15 protein-coding genes are annotated in these 15,596 nt (G+C 71.7%); 6 read left to right on the top strand and 9 right to left on the bottom strand.

Going from position 1 to position 15,596, the window contains the following annotated elements; all coding sequences use genetic code 11:
• Window positions 1-94: 94 nt before the first annotated feature.
• On the top strand, window positions 95-850 hold the full coding sequence (locus tag ACIPEK_RS08775) for an SIS domain-containing protein (protein WP_401992489.1): 756 nt from the start codon (window positions 95-97) through the stop codon (window positions 848-850).
• 25 nt (window positions 851-875) lie between these two features.
• Here ACIPEK_RS08775 and ACIPEK_RS08770 read toward each other — a convergent pair whose 3' ends face one another.
• On the bottom strand, window positions 876-2,057 hold the full coding sequence (locus tag ACIPEK_RS08770; protein WP_401992486.1) for a sensor histidine kinase: 1,182 nt from the start codon (window positions 2,055-2,057) through the stop codon (window positions 876-878).
• Entirely contained in the window at window positions 2,054-2,842 is a 789-nt protein-coding gene (locus tag ACIPEK_RS08765; RefSeq protein WP_401992483.1) for a response regulator transcription factor, read from the bottom strand. The genes ACIPEK_RS08770 and ACIPEK_RS08765 overlap by 4 nt, the downstream gene beginning before the upstream one ends.
• A 127-nt stretch (window positions 2,843-2,969) precedes the next feature.
• On the opposite strand from ACIPEK_RS08765, the gene ACIPEK_RS08760 reads away from it, so the two are divergent.
• Genes ACIPEK_RS08760 through ACIPEK_RS08745 form a run of 4 tightly spaced genes read left to right on the top strand, consistent with a single transcriptional unit; the run spans window position 2,970 to window position 6,554 of the window.
• A complete protein-coding gene (locus tag ACIPEK_RS08760; protein ID WP_401992480.1) occupies window positions 2,970-3,509 on the top strand; it encodes a hypothetical protein in 540 nt (179 codons plus the stop codon).
• A gap of 14 nt (window positions 3,510-3,523) precedes the next feature.
• On the top strand, window positions 3,524-4,564 hold the full coding sequence (locus tag ACIPEK_RS08755; protein ID WP_401992723.1) for a peptidoglycan-binding protein: 1,041 nt from the start codon (window positions 3,524-3,526) through the stop codon (window positions 4,562-4,564).
• Window positions 4,561-5,322, top strand: coding sequence for an ABC transporter ATP-binding protein (locus tag ACIPEK_RS08750; protein ID WP_401992477.1), 762 nt, complete (start codon window positions 4,561-4,563; stop codon window positions 5,320-5,322). The genes ACIPEK_RS08755 and ACIPEK_RS08750 overlap by 4 nt, the downstream gene beginning before the upstream one ends.
• Window positions 5,319-6,554 (top strand): ABC transporter permease, encoded by a 1,236-nt coding sequence (locus ACIPEK_RS08745; protein ID WP_401992474.1) that lies wholly within the window; start codon window positions 5,319-5,321, stop codon window positions 6,552-6,554. The genes ACIPEK_RS08750 and ACIPEK_RS08745 overlap by 4 nt, the downstream gene beginning before the upstream one ends.
• A gap of 142 nt (window positions 6,555-6,696) precedes the next feature.
• On the opposite strand, the gene ACIPEK_RS08740 is transcribed toward ACIPEK_RS08745, so the two are convergent.
• The gene (locus ACIPEK_RS08740) at window positions 6,697-8,052 is read right to left on the bottom strand and encodes a PAS domain-containing protein (RefSeq protein ID WP_401992471.1); all 1,356 of its coding nucleotides are present in this window, start codon (window positions 8,050-8,052) and stop codon (window positions 6,697-6,699) included.
• Window positions 8,053-8,421: 369 nt separating this feature from the next.
• Window positions 8,422-9,048, bottom strand: a complete 627-nt coding sequence (gene pdxH / locus ACIPEK_RS08735) for a pyridoxamine 5'-phosphate oxidase (RefSeq protein ID WP_401992720.1) — start codon at window positions 9,046-9,048, stop codon at window positions 8,422-8,424.
• Between the two features lie 222 nt (window positions 9,049-9,270).
• Between pdxH and ACIPEK_RS08730 the strand changes: the two genes are divergently transcribed.
• Window positions 9,271-10,380, top strand: a complete 1,110-nt coding sequence (locus ACIPEK_RS08730; protein ID WP_401992468.1) for a citrate synthase 2 — start codon at window positions 9,271-9,273, stop codon at window positions 10,378-10,380.
• Window positions 10,381-10,470: 90 nt separating this feature from the next.
• Here ACIPEK_RS08730 and ACIPEK_RS08725 read toward each other — a convergent pair whose 3' ends face one another.
• The 5 genes from ACIPEK_RS08725 to ACIPEK_RS08705 form a co-directional block, all read right to left on the bottom strand.
• Entirely contained in the window at window positions 10,471-11,055 is a 585-nt protein-coding gene (locus ACIPEK_RS08725; RefSeq protein WP_401992465.1) for a hypothetical protein, read from the bottom strand.
• A gap of 13 nt (window positions 11,056-11,068) precedes the next feature.
• Window positions 11,069-11,662: a TetR/AcrR family transcriptional regulator gene (locus ACIPEK_RS08720; protein ID WP_383070458.1), complete on the bottom strand. Its 594-nt coding sequence runs from the start codon at window positions 11,660-11,662 to the stop codon at window positions 11,069-11,071.
• On the bottom strand, window positions 11,650-12,396 hold the full coding sequence (locus tag ACIPEK_RS08715; protein ID WP_401992462.1) for an enoyl-CoA hydratase family protein: 747 nt from the start codon (window positions 12,394-12,396) through the stop codon (window positions 11,650-11,652). Before ACIPEK_RS08715 ends, ACIPEK_RS08720 begins: the two co-directional genes overlap by 13 nt.
• A gap of 86 nt (window positions 12,397-12,482) precedes the next feature.
• Entirely contained in the window at window positions 12,483-13,646 is a 1,164-nt protein-coding gene (locus ACIPEK_RS08710) for an acyl-CoA dehydrogenase family protein (RefSeq protein ID WP_401992459.1), read from the bottom strand.
• A complete protein-coding gene (locus ACIPEK_RS08705; protein ID WP_401992456.1) occupies window positions 13,643-15,595 on the bottom strand; it encodes an acetyl/propionyl/methylcrotonyl-CoA carboxylase subunit alpha in 1,953 nt (650 codons plus the stop codon). The genes ACIPEK_RS08710 and ACIPEK_RS08705 overlap by 4 nt, the downstream gene beginning before the upstream one ends.
• Between the last annotated feature and the right edge of the window lies 1 nt (window position 15,596).

Below are 15,596 nucleotides of genomic sequence, written 5' to 3'. Positions count from 1 at the left end.
GGGCGCTATTGACAGGCCACTGGTCCAGACCGCAACGTGATCCGCGGCACGGACACCCCACGGACAATTCTCCCCGCCGGAAAGGGCCTCCTCGATGAGCGACAGCAAGCTGGCCGGTCAGTTCTTCGATGCAGCGATCGGCCTGCTGGAGCGCGTACGCGACGAGGAGTCCGGCAACATCGCGGCCGCCGGTGCCGCGATCGCCGACACCGTCGCCGCCGGCGGCAGGCTCTTCGCCTTCGGCGCCGGGCACTCCTCGCTCGCCGCGCAGGACGTCGTCTACCGGGCGGGCGGACTCGCCCTGATGAACCTGCTGGCCGTGCCCGGGAGCGTCGGCGTCGACGTCATGCCGGCGCCCCTCGGCTCGGCACTGGAGCGGGTCAACGGGCTGGCGGGCGCGGTGCTCGACTCCAGCCCCGCCAAGGCGGGCGACGTCCTCGTGATCATCTCGCTCTCCGGGCGCAACGCGCTTCCGGTGGAGATGGCGATGAATGCGCGGGCGCTCGGCCTGAAGGTCATCGGCGTCACTTCGGTGGCGTACGCGGACGGCACCCGGTCCCGGCACAGCTCGGGCGGCTTCCTGCGGGACCACTGCGACATCGTGCTCGACAGCAAGATCTCCATCGGCGACGCGGAGCTGACCGCCGAGGGGGTCGCGGCGCCGTTCGCACCCGCGTCGACGGTCGTCACCAGTGCGGTGATGCAGGCGATGATGGCCGCCGCGGTGGAGCAGCTCGTGACGCGGGGGGTCGAGCCGCCGATGCTGCGGTCGGGGAACGTCGACGGCGGTCACGAGTGGAACGGGCGCGTCATGACGGAGTACCGGGACCGGATCTTCTACCGCCACTGATCGCGCCGGGCCGCCGGCCGCCCCGCTACGGGCACGTCGGCAGCACGACCCGGACCGTCAGTCCGCCGCCCGGGTTCGCCGTCGCACTCGCCTCGCCGCCGTGCGCCCTCGCGATCGACGCCACGATGGAGAGCCCCAGACCGGCCCCTTCACCGGGAGCATGGCGGCGGGCCTGCGCCCGGCGGAACGGCTCGAACAGCAGCGGCACGGTCGCCGGGTCCACCACCGGCCCGGTGTTGTCGACCTCCAGACCGCCCGGCCCCACCCGGACCCGTACCGTCCCGCCGGGGTGGTTGTGGCGCAGCGCGTTGGCGACCAGGTTGTGCACGAGATGGCCCAGCAGGACCGGGTCGCCCTCGGCCGGCAGTGGCCGGGCCTCTGCCTCGACGGTGATGGAACGGTTCTTCGCCTCCGGCTCCAGCGCCTCGGTCACCGTGGCCGCGATCGCGTCCAGTTCGACCCGTTCGCGCCGCCGCAGGCCCTCGTCACAGACCGCGAGGAGCAGCAGTCCCTCGATCAGCTGCTCGCTGTCGGCGGCGGTGTCGATGAGTTTGTCCCGGATCCAGGCGACCTTCTCGGGCGGCGGGTCGTCGGCGAGGCCGATCTCGGCTGCGGCCCGCTGCACGGCGAGCGGGGTGCGCAGCTCATGGGCGGCGTTGGCGGCGAACCGCTGGCGGGCGGCGACCAGCTCCTCGATCCGGTCGAGCATCCCGTCGAAGGTGTCGGCCAGTTCCTTGAGCTCGCCGGGCGGGGCCTTCAGCGCGAGGCGTTCGTGCAGGTTGCTGGCGGAGAGTCGGCGGGCGCGGGCGGCGATGACGCCGACCGGCCGCAGCACCCGGCCCGCCATCCACCAGGCGAGCGCGACGGAGAGCGCTGAGTAGACGGCGAGGGAGACCCCGGAGATCGTCAGCAGCTGGTTGAGCGCGGCGTCCCCGGCCGCGGTGGTGACCCTCTTCGCCACCGCGTACTGCCCGGGTTCCATGACCACGGTCTGCGCCCAGTCCGACGACGGCGGCTGGGGCACGGAGGCCACGCCCGACTGAATGGCGGGGGTGGCCCCGTGGGGGACCGCCGGTGCCACCGCAGTGAGCACAGTGGCGTAGAGGCGCTCGCTGACCAGCAGGTAGACCAGCCCCATCAGCAGGGCGCCGGCCAGCACCAGCAGTCCGCCGTACAGCGCGGTGAGCCGGGCGCGCTCGCTCCTCACCGGCTCTCCCCCGGCCGGTCCGCGGAGCCGCCGTCCGGCTGATCCGCCGACCCGTGGACCGGTCCGGTCGCGTCGCCACCCACCGGTCCGCTCGCGGGGCCGTGGTTCCCCGGCCCGTCGGCGAGGCCGTCCCCGATGCGGTAGCCGGCCCCCGGGACCGTCTCGATCACCGGAGGCGCGCCCAGTTTGGCGCGGAGCTTGGACAGAGTGACCCGGACCGCGTTGGTGCGGTAGCTGGTGTCCTCCTCCCACACCTCCTCGATCAGGTCGTCGCCGCTGACGACCGCGCCCTCGGCCCGCAGCAGGGTCTCCAGCACGGCGAACTCCTTGCGGGAGAGCGAGAGGTAGCGGCCGTCGCGGCAGACCTGGCGGCGGGCGGTGTCCAGCGTCAGCCCGGCCCGTTGAAGGACCGGCGGGAGAGCGGGGCGGGCACGGCGGCCGAGCGCCAGGACCCGGGCGAGGAGTTCGTCGTACGCGAACGGCTTGGTCAGGTAGTCGTCGGCGCCGAGCCCGAGGCCGGCCACCCGGTCCCGTACCGTCCCGGAAGCGGTGAGCATCAGGATCCGGGTCAGCAGGCGCATACCGACGACCCGCCGGCACACCTCGTCGCCGTGCAGCCCCGGCAGATCGCGGTCGAGGATCATCACGTCGTACGCGCCGAACCGAAGCCGGTCCAGCGCCGCCCGGCCGTCGGGGGCGATGTCCACCGCGACGGCGTCGCGGCGCAGCCCCTCGGCGATCATCCCGGCCAGGAATTCCTCGTCCTCCACCACCAGCACACGCATGGGTCCTGTGTAACCCAAAGCGATGTTTCGTCGGTGTAAACATCCGGGCTGAGAGAAACGAAACCGCGTCCTCGCGCACGCTCAAGCCGTTCGTACCCGGCCTGTCAGCAACGGACGAGGAGCCCTCATGAACCCGACCATTTTCCGCCGGACCACCTCCCGCACACAAAGCCGCGGCGTCGTCGCCGCCTGCCTGATCGCCGCTGCCGTCGTCCTGTCGGCCACCGCCTGCTCGGGCGACGGCGGCGGAAACGGAAACGGAAGCGGAACCAAGAGCGGCGGATCCGCTTCGGACACCAAGAAGACGGACGAGGACCAGGCCCTGGAGCACCGCAAGTGCCTGCGGGAGCAGGGCCTGAACGTCGCGGAGCCGAAGCCGGGCGACGACGTCCGCGGAATGACCATCGACGGCGGCGGCAAGAGCAAGCAGGAGATGGAGAAGGCGTTCAAGGCCTGCCAGGACAAGGCGGTCGGCGGCGGGGCCAAGGAGATCACCCAGGCCCAGAAGGACAAGATGCTCGCCTTCGCCCGGTGCATGCGCAAGAACGGCATCGACATGCCCGACCCGAAGTTCGACGGCGGGATGGCGCAGGCGCCCGCGATGCAGCAGAAAGACATGAAGAAGTTCGAGAAGGCCAACGCGGCGTGCGAAAGCGCCGGGCGGTGAGGCGCGGACGGGCCATGGTGGCCGCTGCGGCGGTGCTCGCCGTGGCGGCCGGGTCACTGGCTCTCACCCAGTTCGGCTCCGCAGAGGAGACGGGCGGCCCGAAGAACACCGGGCTGCCCCCGGCCACCGCCGCGGTCGAGCGCGGCGACCTGCGCGACAGCGCCCAGGCGGACGGGACGCTCGGCTACGACAAGCAGCGCAAGGTCAACGCGGGCGCAGCGGGCACCATGACCTGGACCCCGCGCACCGGCTCGACCGTCAAGCGGAACGAGCGGCTGTACGAGGTCGACGGCCGGGCGGTGTGGCTGATGTACGGCTCGGGACCGATGTACCGGACGCTGAAGCCGGGCGACCGGGGCCGGGACGTGGAGCAGCTGGAACGCAATCTCGCGGAACTCGGCTACACCGGCTTCACCCCGGACGACGAGTACACCGAGCTGACCGCGGCCGCCGTCAAACGCTGGCAGAAGTCCCACGACAGCAAGCGGACCGGAACGGTGGGGCCGCAGGACATCGCCTTCGCCCCGGGGAAGGTCCGGATCAAGAGCGTCGAGGCGGCCGTCGGCGAACTGGCCCAGCCCGGCGCTCCGGTCCTCACCACGACCGGCTCCGAGCGCATCGTGACGTTCGAGCTCGACGTCGCCGAGAGCCAGCTCGCCAAGGCGGGCACCAAGGTCACCGTCGAGCTGCCGGACGGCAGCAGCGCGGCCGGGTCGGTCTCCTCGGTCGGCCGGACGGCGAAGCCCGGCAAGGACCCGCAGGACAACAGCCCCAAGGTCACCCTGACCGTCTCCTTCGACAAGCCGGACAAGGTCGGCGGCTTCGACCAGGCGCCGGTCACGGTGAACCTGACCGGCGAGCTGCACAAGGACGTCCTCAGCGTCCCGGTGAACGCGCTGCTCGCACTGCCCGGCGGCGGCTTCGGCCTCCAGGTCGTCCAGGACGGCACGGCGCGCGACGTGAAGGTCGAGCTCGGCATGTTCGCCGAGGGCCGGGTCGAGGTGTCCGGCGGCGGGCTGCGCGAGGGCATGAAGGTCGGGGTGCCGAAGATATGAACACGGTCGTCGGCCTCAGGGGCGTCACCAAGGAGTACCCGGGCCCGGTCGCCGCCCTGCGCGGGGTGGACCTCACCGTCGAGGAGGGCGAACTCCTCGGCATCGTCGGCCCGTCCGGCTCCGGCAAGTCCACGCTGCTGCACATCATCGGCACCCTGGACCGCCCCACCGCCGGGTCCGTCCACATCGCGGGGCACGACGTGGCGGCGCTCTCCGACCGCAGGCTCTCCGCGCTGCGTGCCCAGCACGTCGGCTTCGTCTTCCAGGCGTTCCACCTGGTGCCGGGCGTCAGCGCCCGCGACAACGTCGCGGAGGGCCTGCTGTACTCGGGCCTGTCCCGTGCCGCACGCCGCCGCAGGGCAGCCGACGCGCTGGAGCGGGTCGGGCTCGCCGACCGCCTCGACCACAAGCCGCACCAGCTCTCCGGCGGACAGAAACAGCGGGTCGCCATCGCGCGGGCCGTCGTGGGGGAACCCGCGCTGCTGCTGGCCGACGAACCGACCGGGGCGCTCGACTCGGTGTCCGGGGAAGCGGTGATGAAGCTGCTGCGCGACCTCAACCGGGAGGGCGCCACCATCGCGGTCATCACGCACGACACCGAGATCGCCCGGGACCTGCCGCGCGAGGTGCGCATCCGGGACGGCCGGGTGGTCGCGGACGTACGCAATCCGTCCACGGGCATGCGCGATCCGTCCACGGATGTGCGCGACGGCTCCGGCAACGGCCGCTCCCCCGCCGCGACGGGAGCGAACCAGTGAGGGCGCGGCGCGCGGACCGCGACGCCGACGGCCGGGGCCGGGGGCGGCTGAAAGCGGCCCGGCTCGGCCCCCGGGACGTGCTGCACGTCGGCTCGGCGGGGCTGCGCAGCCGGCCGATGCGGGTCGTGCTCTCCGCCCTGGGCATCGCCATCGGTATCGCGACGATGATCTCGGTGGTGGGCATCTCCGCCTCCAGCCAGGCCCAGCTGCTCCGGGAACTCGACAAGCTGGGCACCAACCTGCTCGTGGCCTCCCCCGGCGATTCGATGTTCGCCGGGCAGGACGTCGAGCTGCCCGAGGACGCGGTCGGGATGGTGGGCCGCATCAAGGGCGTCCAGGAGGTGGGCGCGACCGCCGACCTCGACGCGACCGCACGCCGCAACGAGAAGATCGACAAGGACGATACGGGCGGGATCACCGTCAAGGCGACCACCGGCGACCTGCTGCGGGTGCTGCGCGGCGAGGTCCGCAGCGGCAGCTGGCTCAACAACGCGACCGGACGCTACCCCTCCGTCGTGCTCGGCCATGTCTCCGCGGAACGTCTCGGCATCACTGCTCCGGGCCGGCAGGTGTGGATCGGCAACCGGTACTTCACCGTGGTCGGCATCCTCGCCCCGCTGCCGCTCGCCCCGGAGATCGAACGCTCCGCACTGGTCGGCTGGGAGGGCGCGAAGCGCCTGCTGGGCTTCGAGGGCCACCCGACATCGGTGTACGAGCGCTCGGCCGACGCGGCGGTGCAGGACGTGCGCAAGGTCATGGCGGCGACGGTCGACCCGCAGAACCCCCAGAACGTGAAGGTCACCGACCCGTCGTCGGCGCTCCAGGCCAAGGCGGCGACCGAAGGGGCGTTCAGCAGCATGCTGCTGGGCCTGGGCGGCATCGCGCTGCTCGTCGGCGGCGTCGGGGTCGCCAACACCATGATCATCTCGGTGCTGGAGCGGCGGTACGAGATCGGGCTGCGCCGCTCGCTCGGCGCGACCCGGGGCCAGATCCGCATCCAGTTCGTCACGGAGTCGCTGATGCTCTCCGGCCTCGGCGGCCTGGCGGGCGTGGCGCTCGGCGCGGCGGCGACCGGGGTGTACGCGTACTCCGGCGGGCTGCCCTGGGTGGTGCCGCCGTGGGCGGTCGGCGGCGGCTTCGGCGCGACGCTGGTGATCGGCACGATCGCGGGCCTCTACCCGGCAGTGCGGGCGTCCCGTCTCTCACCGACGCTGGCGCTGCACGCGGCATGAGGACGGGCCCCGGCCGGGGGCGGTGCCGGGCTCCGTTCTCACCGACGCTGGCGCTGCACGCGGCGTGAGGACGGGCCCCGGCCGGGGGCGGTGCCGGGCTCCGCGACGGGGCCCGGCACCGCCCCTGGCCGGACCGCGCCGCCTACGGCCGCTTCGTCACCTGCGCCAGGTCGACCGCCCCCGCGACCCGGGCCGCCACCGTCTCCGCGTACGCCGCGTCGGGGCGCTCGAAGGCCGTGCGATGGGCGGAGCGCAGAAACGTCACCACGCCCAGCGTCCGCCCCCTGCTCCGCAGCACCGCGCACAGCGCGTGCACCGAATCCCCCGGCCACTGCCGTTCGGCCGCCCACACCCCGGCCCCGGGCCCCGGGCCCGCGGTGGACCGTACCGAACCCGTACGGTCCACCGCCTGAAGAGCCGGGTGCCCCGGCGCGTACCTCAGCGGAATACCGCCGCCGGCCACCGGCAGGCACGGACCCGGCTCACCGGACGGGGTCGCCGCCACCCGCACCAGCCGCTCCCCCGCCACCAGGTCGACCAGCGCGTGGTCGGCGAAGCCCGCGAGCGCATAGTCCAGATATGACGTCGCCGCCTCCATCGGGTCCTCGCACTCGGACGCCGACAGCGAAGCCCGGTGCAACTGGTTCGAGCGGAACCGCACCCGGTCCGTCTCCTGCGCCGCCAGCTTCTCCGCGGTCACGTCCTGGAACAGCCAGCCGACCCCCAACGGAACCGGCTCCTCCGCGAGCGGCGACGCGAGCCGCAGAAAGCCACTGCGCCAGCAGCGCCGCCGATCCCCCTCCGCCGTCCGCAACGTCACCCACAGCTCGGCGGGCGCCGGTGGCGCGCCCTCGGCGAGTACGTGCTGCAGCGCCCCCTCCAGATCCTCGACGCCCTGCACGATCAACTCCCCCAGCGGGCGCCCCAGCAGCGTCGTACGACCGCCACCCAGCGCCCGTGCCGCGTGCGCGTTGACGACCGTCGGACGCAGATCGGCATCCACGAGCACCACACCCCACGACGCGTCCTCGAACAGCGCCTCGCTCAGCGCGATCGACCGCTCCAGATCGATCTGCGCATGCACCTCCCCGAACGCGCAGTACACCCCGGCCGGCTTCCCGTCCGCACCCCGGACCCCCGCCGACTGCATCCGCACGAGCACCCGCCCACCGTCCTTGCGCAGCAGCGCGAACTCATGCACCCGGCGACCGGTACCGTCCATGGCCGCCATCAGCCGCCCCTGCACCTCCCCCGCATCCGCCCGCCGCACCGCCCACCCGGCAAACCCGGGCCGGCCCACGGCCTCCCCGGCGGACCAGCCCAGAATCCGCTCGGCCTCACGGTTCCAGTGGGTGATGGTGCCGCCCGCGTCGAACGCGCAGAGCGCCGCGTCCATCCCGTCGAGCAGCGCCGCGAGCAGCTCGGCCCCGGGCCCCGCCCTCGGACCCTCTTCGGGCCCGAGCGCGTCGGTCGTCCCACTGCTCGTGGACGCACTCATCCCGTACCCCCCGCAGGACGTATCCGGCATTACCGCACGTCAGACCATTGAACTCGAACGTGACCCAGTGCACACCGACTTCTCTGAAATAGGCCGGTTCATTAATTCGGTTGTGCGGGCCCGGAGGGGTTCCTAGTGTGTGCCTTACACGTTGAAAGGAGGTGATCCGAAAAGTGCAGTCTTATCGGATTCGTGAGGTGGCTGCGGGCTGACAGCCCGTCGTCGCACACAGTGCACCTCGGCAGGCTGTCTGCCGAAACCCAAGCAGTCACCGACCCGCAGGCTCGCCGGTAAGTCCGGCCGGCTCCTTCGTGCACGGAGGAACCAGAGCCTGCGGGTTTCTGCATGTCCGGAGGGGAATGGGGCGGGTTACGGACACAGGCGCTCGACGCGCCACTTCTCGCCCTCACGTACGTACCTCAGCCGGTCGTGCAGCCGGTTCTCGTGGCCCTGCCAGAACTCGATCGTGTCGGGGACCACACGGAAACCGCCCCACTGAGGGGGCGCGGGGACATGTTCGCCCTCCGGGTAGCGGGCGGCCAGTTCCTCGTAGCGTTCGATCAGCTCGTCACGGGAGCCGATCACCGTCGACTGGGCGCTCGCCCAGGCACCCAGCTGGGAGCCGTGCGGGCGGGTGCGGAAGTAGGCGACCGTCTCTTCGCGGCCGACGCGGGCCGCCGTGCCGGTGACGACGACCTGGCGGGCCATCGGGTGCCAGGGGAAGAGCAGCGAGACGTACGGGTTGGCGGTCAGTTCACGGCCCTTGCGGGATTCGTAGTTGGTGAAGAAGACGAAGCCGCGTTCGTCGTACTTCTTCAGCAGTACCGTGCGGGAGGACGGCCGGCCCTCGGGAGTGGCGGTGGAGACCACCATGGCGTTGGGCTCGTGAAGCACCCCGCCCACGGCTACCTGCCTGAACCAGTGGGCGAACTGCTGCATCGGGTCGGCGGCCAGCGTGTCCTCGGTGAAGGCCTTGGAGCGGTACTGCTCGCGCATCGCGGCCGGATCGGTGGTGGAATCGGAGGGGGAGTCTGCGGTGGGCACGGGGTCATCCTGCCGCAGCGGCCAGGCCTGCCCGGCAAGGAGGGGCGCCAAACCGGCACCGGTGAATCGGGGCGCTGTGCCGGATGTCACGCTTCCCCGCATCGTGGGAACCCGCCAATATCTTGGGGCAGGCCACTGTGGCCTCCGTACAGCCACCGACCTGAGGGAGCCGCCATGTCCGACTTCGTACCGGGACTAGAGGGAGTCATCGCGTTCGAGACGGAGATCGCCGAACCGGACAAGGAAGGCGGTTCGCTCCGTTACCGCGGTGTCGACATCGAGGATCTCGTCGGCCATGTGTCGTTCGGAAATGTCTGGGGCCTGCTGGTCGACGGGGCGTTCAACCCGGGGCTGCCGCCGGCCGAGCCGTTCCCGATCCCGGTGCACTCCGGGGACATCCGGGTCGATGTGCAGTCCGCGCTGGCGATGCTCGCTCCCGTGTGGGGCCTGAAGCCGCTGCTCGACATCGACGAGGAGACGGCGCGCAACGATCTGGCGCGGGCCGCGGTGATGGCGTTGTCGTACGTGGCCCAGTCGGCGCGCGGGCAGGGTCTGCCGATGGTTCCGCAGAGCGAGATCGACAAGGCGCAGTCCGTGGTCGAGCGGTTCATGATCCGCTGGCGCGGTGAGCCGGACCCCAAGCACGTCAAGGCCGTCGACGCGTACTGGACGTCGGCCGCCGAGCACGGCATGAACGCCTCCACGTTCACCGCCCGAGTCATCGCGTCGACCGGCGCCGATGTGGCGGCGGCGCTTTCGGGCGCGGTGGGTGCGATGTCGGGGCCACTGCACGGTGGTGCGCCGTCCCGGGTCCTCGGCATGATCGAGGAGATCGAGCGGACCGGGGATGCCACCGCGTATGTGAAGAAGGCCCTGGACAAGGGTGAGCGGCTGATGGGCTTCGGGCACCGGGTCTACCGGGCGGAGGACCCGCGGGCGCGTGTTCTGCGGCGTACGGCCGAGGAGTTGGGTGCGCCGCGCTTCGAGGTGGCGCAGGCGCTGGAGAAGGCCGCGTTGGAGGAGTTGCACGCGCGTCGCCCGGACCGGGTGCTGGCGACGAACGTGGAGTTCTGGGCGGCGATCATGCTGGACTTCGCGGAGGTTCCGGCGCACATGTTCACGTCGATGTTCACGTGTGCGCGTACGGCGGGCTGGTCGGCGCACATTCTGGAGCAGAAGCGGACGGGGCGGCTGGTGCGGCCGTCGGCGAGGTATGTCGGGCCGGGGCCGCGTGATCCCCGGGAGATCGAGGGATACGAGCAGATCACGGATCTGGGGAACTGACGGTCCCGGTACCCCGCCGGCCCGGCGTGATCCGGAAGTACGGCCCCGGACAGGTCCGCGGAGTCTCACCCGGCCTGCGTGTCCATACGTCTAGAGCTTGCCGCGGAGGGTGACGGTGCGGTGTCCGCCGAGGCGGCGCCGCACCTCCTGTTCGAAGCCGTAGGTCAGCTCCGCCCAGTTCCAGAAGGTGAGGCCGAGCTGCCCGCAGGCGTAGTAGTCGTCCTCCCAGCTCCAGCGGTCGATGCCGGAGGGCCGACGGCAGGAGGGGCACTGCACGACGCCTTCGCCGCCGTCCGCCCAGGCACCGAGCCGGCCCGCGAACGGGGCCCAGGCGCTGTCGACGGGGCACCAGGTGTCGTCGACGAGGCGGAACTCGGTGGCGCAGAGCGGGCAGGTGGCAGCTCCCGCGTCGCCCTGGCCGCTGTCGAAGACAGTGCGTCCGGTCGCAATGTGGAGGCCGTTGCTCCACAGCTCGACCGGCTCCGGGTCGTCGACGGCCTCGGCGTAGTTCGGGCCAGGTGCGTTGCCGTAGCCGTCTTTGTCGAGGACGCAGTCGGTGCGCTCGGCGCTGACGATTCCGTCGGCGATCAGCCAGTCGAGGAGCCCGGCGCCGAGTTGTGCGGCGTCCTGCTCGGTGGCGTCGAGGTCGACGATCGTCTGGAAGTGGTCGCCCACAGGTCCCCCAAGGTCAGTCGAGTGCGTCGTCCAGCAGCGCCGCCCACTGTGCCACGACCCTCTGACGCCGGGCGGTGTCGTCGGTGAGTACGTTGGCCAGGCCCAGGCCGCGGGCCATGTCGAGGAGGCCCTGGACGGTTTCGCGTACGCCGGGCCTGGTTTCGTCGGCGGTGAGGAGTTCGACGGCGATGCGGTGGGTCTCGCGGCCGACGCGGGCTTCGAGTTCGGTGACGCGGGGGCGGAGTTGTTCCTCGTTGGACGCGGCGACCCAGAGCTGGAGTGCGGCGCGGAAGAGCGGGCCCGTGTAGAGGTCGACGAGGGCGGCGACGACGGCCGTGCGGCCCTGGACGGGCAGGGCGCGCAGGGCGGCGGAGCGTTCCTCGGCGACGTATTCGACGGCTGCGGTGAACAGGTCCTCGCGGGTCGGGAAGTGGTGCTGGGCGGCGCCGCGCGAGACGCCTGCGCGTTCGGCGACGACGGAGACGGTGGAGCCTGCCCAGCCGTGTTCGGCAAGGCAGGCGACCGCGGCTTCGAGGAGTCGCCGGCGGGTGGCGCGGCTGCGGTCCTGCTTGGGGGTCCTGTCGGTGGAGGGCGTCACAACACCCATACTGGGTCCCGTCGTTCGAGGAAGGCCGTCATCCCTTCCCGTGCCTCGGCGGAGGCGAAGAGTGCTGCCGAGCGGGCGATGAGGTCTTCGGCGTACTGGTCGAAACTCTTCCGCACAGTAGCTGTGACCAGCTCCTTCGATGCTGCCAGCCCCTGTGGTGAGGCCTTTCGCAGTCCGTCCAGTACGGGTACGAGTGCCTTGTCGATGTCCTCGGCGGACCCGACGGCGATCGTGATCAGGGAGATGCGGGCCGCTTCGGTCGCGTCGAAGCGTTCGCCGGTGAGGTAGTAGCGGGCGGCGGCTCGTGGGTCGATGCGGGGCAGCAGCGGCAGGGAGATGACGGCAGGGGCGAGGCCGAGCCGGGATTCGGTGAGGGCGAACGAGGCGCCGGGCCCGGCCGCGGAGATGTCGCAGGCGCCGAGCAGTCCGAGGCCGCCCGCCCGGACGTGCCCCGTGACCCGTGCGACGACGGGCTTGGGCAGTGCGACGATCTGCCGCATCAGGGCGACGAAGGCTGCCGGATCGGGCGGTCCGGTGAGGTCGGCGCCCGCGCAGAACGTGTTGCCGGTGTGGGTGAGGACGACGGCTCGTACGGTGTCGTCGGCCGCGCACGCGTCCAGGGCGGTGGAGAGCTCGCCCACCAGCTGCGCGGAGAGTGCGTTGCGGTTGGCCGGCGAGTCGAGGGTGAGGGTGGTGATGCCCCGGTCGTGGGCGGGGGCGGCGAGCGGCGTCATGTGTCGGTCTCCTTCTCGCGGGACTTCTCGAACGCGGCGGGAGCTGCGGTGGGCAGCTGCGGCGTGGAAAGACAAAATGTCCTGCGTCAGTACGACTTGGGGAGACCCAGGGACTGGTGGGACACGTAGTTCAGGATCATTTCCCGGCTGACGGGTGCGATCCGGGCGACGCGGGCCGCCGTGATCAGGGACGCGAGGCCGTATTCGCGGGTGAGGCCGTTGCCGCCGAGGGTGTGCACGGCCTGGTCGACGGCTTTGACGCAGGCTTCGCCGGCCGCGTACTTCGCCATGTTGGCGGCCTCGCCGGCACCGATGTCGTCGCCCTCGTCGTACAGCCGGGCGGCTTTCTGCATCATCAACCGGGCCAGTTCCAGTTCGATGTGGGCCTGGGCGAGGGGGTGGGCGATGGCCTGGTGGGAGCCGATGGGTTCCTTCCACACCTGGCGGGTCTTCGCGTACTCGACGGCGCGGGCCAGTGCGTAGCGGCCCATGCCGATGCCGAATGCGGCGGTCATGATGCGTTCCGGGTTGAGCCCGGCGAAGAGCTGGAGCAGTCCGGCGTCCTCTCCCCCTCCGACGAGGGCGTCGGCGGGCAGCCGTACCTCGTCGAGGACCAGCTCGAACTGCTTCTCCGGGGCCTGGAGTTCCATGTCGATCTGCGAGCGCCGGAAGCCGGGGGCGTCGCGCGGGACGATGAAGAGGCAGGGCTTGAGCCTGCCGGACCTGGCGTCCTCGGTGCGGCCGACGACGAGGGTGGCGTCGGCGATGTCGACGCCGGAGACGAAGACCTTGCGTCCGGTGAGCAGCCAGTCCTCGCCGTCCTTGCGGGCGGTGGTGGTGATGCGGTGGGAGTTGGAGCCCGCGTCGGGTTCGGTGATGCCGAAGGCCATGGTGAGGCTGCCGTCGGCGAGACCGGGGAGCCACTGCCGTTTCTGGGTGTCGGTGCCGAAGCGGGCGATGACGGTGCCGCAGATGGCCGGGGAGACGACCATCATGAGGAGTGGACTGCCGGCTGCGCCCAACTCCTCCAGGACGATGGAGAGTTCGGTTATTCCGCTGCCACCGCCGCCGTACTCCTCGGGGAGGTTCACGCCGAGGTAGCCGAGTTTGGCGGCTTCGGTCCACAGTTCGCGCGGGTGGGCTCCGTCGCGTACGACTGAGGTCATGTAGTCCCGCCCGTAGCGCTTTCCGAGGGCGGCGACGGCTGCGCGCAGGGCCTGGTGCTCTTCGGTTTCGAGGACAGTGCTCATGCGTTCTCCTCAGGGTCTGCGGGTTCGGTCACGACGGCGAGCAGGGCGCCGACCTCCACCTGGAGGCCGGGGGCGGCGTGCAGTGCGGTGAGGGTGCCGGAGGCGGGGGCGAGGATGCGGTGTTCCATCTTCATCGCCTCCAGCCAGATCAGTGGCTGCCCGACTTCGACCGCCGCCCCGGCCCCGAGACCGTCCGCGATGCGGACGACGGTGCCGGGCATGGGGGCGAGCAGTGAGCCGGGTTCGGTCCGGTCGGTGGGGTCGGTGAAGCGGGGCAGGGCGGTGAAGGTGTACGAGCCGGTGGCGGTGTCCACGTACGCCTTGTCCCGGTGGAAGGTGATGGCGAAGTGGCGGGTGACCGAGCCCACTTCGAGGGTGACGTGGTCGGGGCGGGCGGCGATGACCCGCTCTCCGGTTTCGGGGACGGGGCCGGTACGTGTGGTGCGGTAGGCGGCCTGGTGTTCGGTGCCGTCGGGTTCGCTGCGGTAGCGCTTGACCTGGGGTTGCGAGGAGATGTTGCGCCAGGCGCCGAAGCGGGCGGGGCCGGGACCGGGGCCGTGGTGGCGGATGGCGGCGTCGGCTAGGGCTGCGGCCAGGGCGGCGGTGCGGCGGTCCGCTTCGTCCGGGGCGGGGGTGAGGGTGTCCAGGTGGCGGTCGTAGAAGCCGGTGTCGAGGCGGGCGGCGCGGAAGTCGGGGTGGCGCAGGGACCGTACGAGCAGGTCGCGGTTGGTGACCGGGCCGTGGATGCGGGCGCGTTCCAGGGCGCGGGCGAGGAGGCGTACGGCTTCGCCCCGGGTGGGTGCGTGGGCGATGACCTTGGCGAGCATCGGGTCGTAGTGCACGCCGATGGTGTCGCCGCCGGTGTACCCGGTGTCGAGGCGCAGTCCGGGTTCGTCCGGCACATCCAGCGTGAGCAGTGCTCCGGTCTGCGGCTGCCAGTCGCGGGCGGGGTCCTCGGCGTAGAGGCGGGCCTCGACGGCGTGGCCGTGCGGCTCGGGAGGTGCGGTGGCGGGCAGCGGTTCGCCTTCCGCGATGCGCAGTTGCAGGGCGACGAGGTCGAGCCCGAAGACGGCTTCGGTGACTGGGTGTTCGACCTGGAGGCGGGTGTTCATCTCCAGGAAGTACGGCCGTCCGTCGGCCGCGAGGAGGAACTCGACGGTGCCCGCGCCCCGGTAGCCGACGGCGTGGGCGGCGGCCACGGCGGCATCGTGCAGCCGGGTCCGCAGCGCGTCGTCGAGACCGGGTGCGGGGGCCTCCTCGACGACCTTCTGGTGGCGTCGCTGGAGCGAGCAGTCCCGGGTGCCGAGCGCCCAGACCCCACCGTACTCGTCGGCCATGACCTGGACCTCGACGTGCCGGCCGCGCTCCACGTACGGCTCCGCGAAGACCTCGCCGTCCCCGAAGGCGGCAGCGGCCTCGGCGGATGCGGCCGTTAACTCACAAAATAGATCGGTGAGTTCACGTACGATCCGCATTCCGCGTCCGCCCCCGCCCGCCGCCGCCTTCAGCAACAGCGGAAGGTCGTCGGCGGTGGCCTTCTCCGTGTCGACGGGCGCGAGCAGTGGCACCCCGGCGGCGGCCATCAGCTCCTTGGCGCGGGTCTTGGACGCCATCAGCTCGATGGCCTCGACCGGCGGCCCCACCCAGACGAGACCGGCGTCCTGCACGGCACGGGCGAATCCGGCGTTCTCGGAGAGGAAGCCGTACCCGGGGTGGACGGCGTCGGCGCCCGCCGCGAGCGCGGCGCGTACGACGAGATCACCGCGCAGATAGGTGTCGGACGGGGCGGCACCCGGCAGCCGTACGGCGGTGTCCGCCTCCCGTACGTGCAATGCGTCGGCGTCCGCGTCGGAGTACACGGCGACGGTGGCGATGCCCAGCGCGCGGCACGTGCGGAAGATCCGGCAGGCGATCTCGCCCCGGTTGGCGACGAGCAGTGTGGAGATCATC

Source organism: Streptomyces sp. NPDC088246, from assembly GCF_044741025.1.
In the GTDB taxonomy this organism is placed as follows: domain Bacteria; phylum Actinomycetota; class Actinomycetes; order Streptomycetales; family Streptomycetaceae; genus Streptomyces.
Note: the sequence above shows the minus strand (reverse complement) of the source record. Positions and strands in the feature narration are given on the sequence as shown.

Excerpts from the sequence above, each read along its gene's own strand:
- ACIPEK_RS08775 (WP_401992489.1), top strand. The coding sequence starts at position 95 with ATGAGCGACAGCAAGCTGGCCGGTCAGTTCTTCGATGCAGCGATCGGC.
- ACIPEK_RS08765 (WP_401992483.1), bottom strand. The coding sequence starts at position 2,842 with ATGCGTGTGCTGGTGGTGGAGGACGAGGAATTCCTGGCCGGGATGATC.
- ACIPEK_RS08760 (WP_401992480.1), top strand. The coding sequence starts at position 2,970 with ATGAACCCGACCATTTTCCGCCGGACCACCTCCCGCACACAAAGCCGC.
- ACIPEK_RS08755 (WP_401992723.1), top strand. The coding sequence starts at position 3,524 with ATGGTGGCCGCTGCGGCGGTGCTCGCCGTGGCGGCCGGGTCACTGGCT.
- ACIPEK_RS08750 (WP_401992477.1), top strand. The coding sequence starts at position 4,561 with ATGAACACGGTCGTCGGCCTCAGGGGCGTCACCAAGGAGTACCCGGGC.
- ACIPEK_RS08740 (WP_401992471.1), bottom strand. The coding sequence starts at position 8,052 with ATGAGTGCGTCCACGAGCAGTGGGACGACCGACGCGCTCGGGCCCGAA.
- pdxH (WP_401992720.1), bottom strand. The coding sequence starts at position 9,048 with ATGCGCGAGCAGTACCGCTCCAAGGCCTTCACCGAGGACACGCTGGCC.
- ACIPEK_RS08730 (WP_401992468.1), top strand. The coding sequence starts at position 9,271 with ATGTCCGACTTCGTACCGGGACTAGAGGGAGTCATCGCGTTCGAGACG.
- ACIPEK_RS08720 (WP_383070458.1), bottom strand. The coding sequence starts at position 11,662 with ATGGGTGTTGTGACGCCCTCCACCGACAGGACCCCCAAGCAGGACCGC.
- ACIPEK_RS08715 (WP_401992462.1), bottom strand. The coding sequence starts at position 12,396 with ATGACGCCGCTCGCCGCCCCCGCCCACGACCGGGGCATCACCACCCTC.
- ACIPEK_RS08710 (WP_401992459.1), bottom strand. The coding sequence starts at position 13,646 with ATGAGCACTGTCCTCGAAACCGAAGAGCACCAGGCCCTGCGCGCAGCC.
- ACIPEK_RS08705 (WP_401992456.1), bottom strand. The coding sequence starts at position 15,595 with ATGATCTCCACACTGCTCGTCGCCAACCGGGGCGAGATCGCCTGCCGG.